This is a genomic window from Albidovulum sp. (assembly GCF_008933605.1).
Lineage (GTDB): Bacteria > Pseudomonadota > Alphaproteobacteria > Rhodobacterales > Rhodobacteraceae > Albidovulum.
In genome coordinates this window covers 1-3528 of sequence record NZ_WBUS01000230.1, presented here as the reverse complement: position 1 = coordinate 3528, position 3528 = coordinate 1, and the positions used below count along the sequence as shown (strand labels likewise).

Annotated in this window: 5 protein-coding genes and 1 pseudogene; all 6 read right to left on the bottom strand. The window is 69.7% G+C overall.

Going from position 1 to position 3528, the window contains the following annotated elements:
* Positions 1–378, bottom strand: a 378-nt coding sequence (locus tag F9K34_RS17890; RefSeq protein WP_291338464.1) for a MerR family transcriptional regulator, incomplete at its 3' end; no start/stop codon positions are given.
* Between the two features lie 10 nt (positions 379–388).
* Positions 389–691 (bottom strand): integration host factor subunit alpha, encoded by a 303-nt coding sequence (gene ihfA, locus F9K34_RS17885; protein WP_291338463.1) that lies wholly within the window; start codon positions 689–691, stop codon positions 389–391.
* Positions 692–781: 90 nt separating this feature from the next.
* Entirely contained in the window at positions 782–1756 is a 975-nt protein-coding gene (locus F9K34_RS17880; protein ID WP_291338462.1) for a beta-ketoacyl-ACP synthase III, read from the bottom strand.
* The gene (gene plsX, locus F9K34_RS17875; RefSeq protein WP_291338461.1) at positions 1753–2874 is read right to left on the bottom strand and encodes a phosphate acyltransferase PlsX; all 1122 of its coding nucleotides are present in this window, start codon (positions 2872–2874) and stop codon (positions 1753–1755) included. The genes F9K34_RS17880 and plsX overlap by 4 nt, the downstream gene beginning before the upstream one ends.
* Before the next feature lie 20 nt (positions 2875–2894).
* Entirely contained in the window at positions 2895–3101 is a 207-nt protein-coding gene (gene rpmF, locus F9K34_RS17870) for a 50S ribosomal protein L32 (RefSeq protein WP_291338460.1), read from the bottom strand.
* Between the two features lie 166 nt (positions 3102–3267).
* Positions 3268–3528: pseudogene (locus F9K34_RS17865) on the bottom strand (DUF177 domain-containing protein); the annotation flags it as partial.

The window sequence follows — 3528 nt, the reverse complement described above, 5'->3', positions numbered from 1 at the left end:
GCTCCGGCGCGGCTCCGGCCGGATGGCCGCGGCGCGGGGGGCGTGGGTCTCGGCCATCGCCTCTGTCTCCGGCCGCGATCCGGCCGCACTTTCTCCGGCGGCGATATCCACCGTCGAGAGCGCCGCGACATGGCGCACGCCCTGTTCGCGCAGGATCTTCTGCACGCCGCGGATCGTCATGCCGTCATCGTGCAGAAGCTTCCTGATCCCGCCGAGCAGCGCGACGTCGGACGGGCGGTAGTAGCGCCTGCCGCCCGCGCGCTTCACGGGCTTGACCTGGGCGAACCGGCTTTCCCAGAACCGCAGCACATGGGCCGGGGTGTCCAGCAGGTCGGAGACTTCGCTGATGGTGCGGAAAGCCTCGGCCGATTTCTCCATGGGCCGGGCCTCAGCCCCGGTTGCCGGCGGCGACGCGATCCTTCATCAGGTGCGACGGGCGGAACGTCAGGACGCGGCGGGGATGGATCGGCACCTCGTCGCCGGTCTTGGGGTTGCGGCCGACACGGGCCGACTTGTCGCGGACCGAGAAGGTCCCGAAGGACGATATCTTGACCGTCTCGCCGGTGGCGAGGGCGTCGGACATGTGGGCGAGCACGCTCTCCACCAACTGGGCGGATTCGTTGCGCGACAGGCCCACTTCGCGGAACACCGCCTCGCTCAGATCCATGCGGGTCAAGGTCTTTTCGCTCATCTCGCGTCCCCTCGCTGTTTGGCGAAGGATGTGCGGATAAGAACCCTTAGTCAATATCAATGGTTTGGGGAGGGGTTTTCAAGCGGGATTTCACCACCTGAGGACGACTGCGCCCCAGCTCAGCCCGCCGCCGATGGCCTCGGTCACGATGAGGTCGCCCTCCTTGATCTGCCCGCGGGCCTTGCCGACGGACAGCGCGAGCGGAATCGAGGCGGCCGAGGTGTTGCCGTGGTCCTGCACGGTGACGACCACCCGCTCCATCGGCACCTGCATCCGCTGCGCCGTCGCCGCGATTATTCTCAGGTTTGCCTGATGCGGAACGATCCAGTCCACATCCGCCCCGGAAAGCCCGGCCTTGTCGAGCGCCGCGTGGGCCGTCTCCGCCAGTTTCTCGACAGCGTGGCGGAAGACCTGGTTGCCCTGCATCCTCACCTGCCCGGCGGTGCCGGTGGTGGAGACCCCGCCGTCGACGTAGAGCAGGTCCCGGTAGCTGCCGTCGCTGTGCAGGTCGGTGGCGAGGATGCCGCGGTCCGCCGCCGTACCCTTGCCCTCGGCGGCTTCGAGCACAACGGCGCCGGCGCCGTCGCCGAAGAGGACGCAGGTGCCGCGGTCCTCGAAGTCGAGGATGCGGCTGAAGGTCTCCGCCCCGATGACGAGGACCCGGCGGGCCTGGCCCGACTGGATCAGGGCATTGGCATTGGCGAGTGCGAAGACGAAGCCGGCGCAGACGGCCTGCACGTCGAAGGCGAAGCCGTTGGTCATGCCGATCTTCTGCTGGACCATGGTCGCGGCGGCGGGGAAGGTCAGATCGGCGGTCGAGGTCGCGAGCACGATCGCGTCGAGGTCGGCTGCCGCCAGCCCGGCGTCGGCCAGCGCCGCTTCCGCCGCCTTCGCGCCGAGGTCCGAGGTCGTTTCGCCCTCGGCCGCGAAGTGGCGCCGCTCGATCCCGGTGCGGGTGCGGATCCATTCGTCGGTCGTGTCGAGCCGGGTCTCGAACTCGGCATTCGGGACCACGCGCGCGGGCAGATAATGCCCGACGCCCCGGACCACGGCACGGATTGTCATGAGGAAATCCCGTTCTCTGCCCCTGCTTGCGCGGCATCCTGCCCCGCCTTCACGGCAGAGGCAACCCGCGCCGCGAGGCGTTCCTGAAAGCCCGACCGGGCCAGTTGGAAGGCAAGCCGGATCGCCGCCGAGACGCCCGTGGCATCGGCCGAACCGTGCGATTTCACGATCGTCCCGTTGAGGCCGAGAAAGACGCCGCCATTGACCCGGCGGGGGTCGATCCGCCTTTGCAGCCGCTTGAGCGAGCCGAGCGCGAGAAGTGCGGCAAAGCGCGACAGGATGCCGGCGTTGAAGGCCTCGCGGAGGAAATCGCCGACGAGCTTCGCCGTGCCCTCGCCGGTCTTGAGCGCGATATTGCCGGTGAATCCGTCGGTGACGATGACGTCGACCCGCGCCGAGGGCAGGTCGCCGCCCTCGACGAAGCCCACATAGTCGAAGCCGCCCGTCTCGGTCGCGGCGGCGATCAGGTCCTGCGCGGCCTTCAGTTCGGCGCGGCCCTTGTGCTCCTCCGTCCCCACGTTCAGCAGGCCGACACGTGGACGGGCGAGTCCGAAGCCGTTGCGGGCATAGGAGGCGCCCATTAGCGCGAATTGCAGCAGGTCGGGGGCGTCGGCCTTGATGTCGGCGCCGACGTCGAGCATCACGTTGAACCCTTGCGGGTTGCGCGAGGGCCAGAGACAGGCGATGGCCGGGCGGCTGACGCCCGGCAGCTTGCGGAGCCGGATCATCGACAGCGCCATCAGCGCGCCGGTGTTGCCGCAGCTTACCGCGACCGTGGCCTCGCCGTTGCGGACGCTCTCGATCGCCGACCACATCGAGGTGCCGTCGCCATGGCGCATGACCTGGCTCGGCTTGTCGTCCATCGTGACCACCCCCGCCGCGGGGCGGAGCGTGCAGCGGCCGGCCAGTGCGGGGCGCTTCGCGAGGAGCTCGGCGAGGATCTCCTCCGGGCCATGCACGACGAACTCGATGTCAGGATTGTCCGCGGCCGCGTCGGCCATGCCGCCCACAACGGCGGCCGGCCCCTGGTCGCCGCCCATCGCGTCGACCGAAATGACGGTACGGCCCGAAGTCCCGTGTCCGGGGGCTTCGGGCGCGCGATCTTCTCTGGGCGGCATGAGCCGGAGAGGAGACGGGCTTACGCCGCGTCTTCGTCCAGGTCGATCTCGGCGGTCTGGGCGACCACTTCGCGGTCATTGTAATGACCGCAGGCGCCGCAGACGTGGTGCGGGCGCTTCAGCTCGCCGCAGTTCGGGCATTCGTTCGGGTTCGCGGCGACCAGCGCGTCGTGGGCGCGGCGCATGTTGCGGCGGGACCGCGTGGTCCGGTTCTGAGGGACGGCCATGTCTCAACCTCGGGTGTTCTTGGGGGCGGGCCCCGGTTTTCCTGGGGTTTCGTCACAAGGCGGGCGCTCAGCGACCGGTGCGAACCCAACGTTCAAGCGAGGCCGGGAACATACTGCGATTCCGCGCGGGTGCAAGCCCTTTTCTGGCGCCCCCGGCGCCCCTGTGTCAGGAGGCGCCGTCGCCCTTCTTCAGAAGATCGGCGAGCCCGGCGAAGGGCCGCGTGGTTTCCTCGTCCGTCAGTGGCGCGGCGCCCTCCGGTGCGGCCGCGGCGCCGGCGAAGTCGGCCTCGGCCGCGCGGGGATAGGGCGGCAGGGCGAGGGTCAGGGCCTCCATCATCACCGCGCCGGCGTCGATCACCTCGGGCAGCGGCTCCATCGTCTCGTCCGGCATCTCGACCTCCTCGGCCTCGGGCTCGGCGAGCCCGGC

Bases quoted from the DNA above. Each gene is read 5' to 3' on its own strand.
- rpmF (WP_291338460.1), bottom strand. From the start codon at position 3,101: ATGGCCGTCCCTCAGAACCGGACCACGCGGTCCCGCCGCAACATGCGC.
- F9K34_RS17880 (WP_291338462.1), bottom strand. From the start codon at position 1,756: ATGACAATCCGTGCCGTGGTCCGGGGCGTCGGGCATTATCTGCCCGCG.
- ihfA (WP_291338463.1), bottom strand. From the start codon at position 691: ATGAGCGAAAAGACCTTGACCCGCATGGATCTGAGCGAGGCGGTGTTC.
- plsX (WP_291338461.1), bottom strand. From the start codon at position 2,874: ATGCCGCCCAGAGAAGATCGCGCGCCCGAAGCCCCCGGACACGGGACT.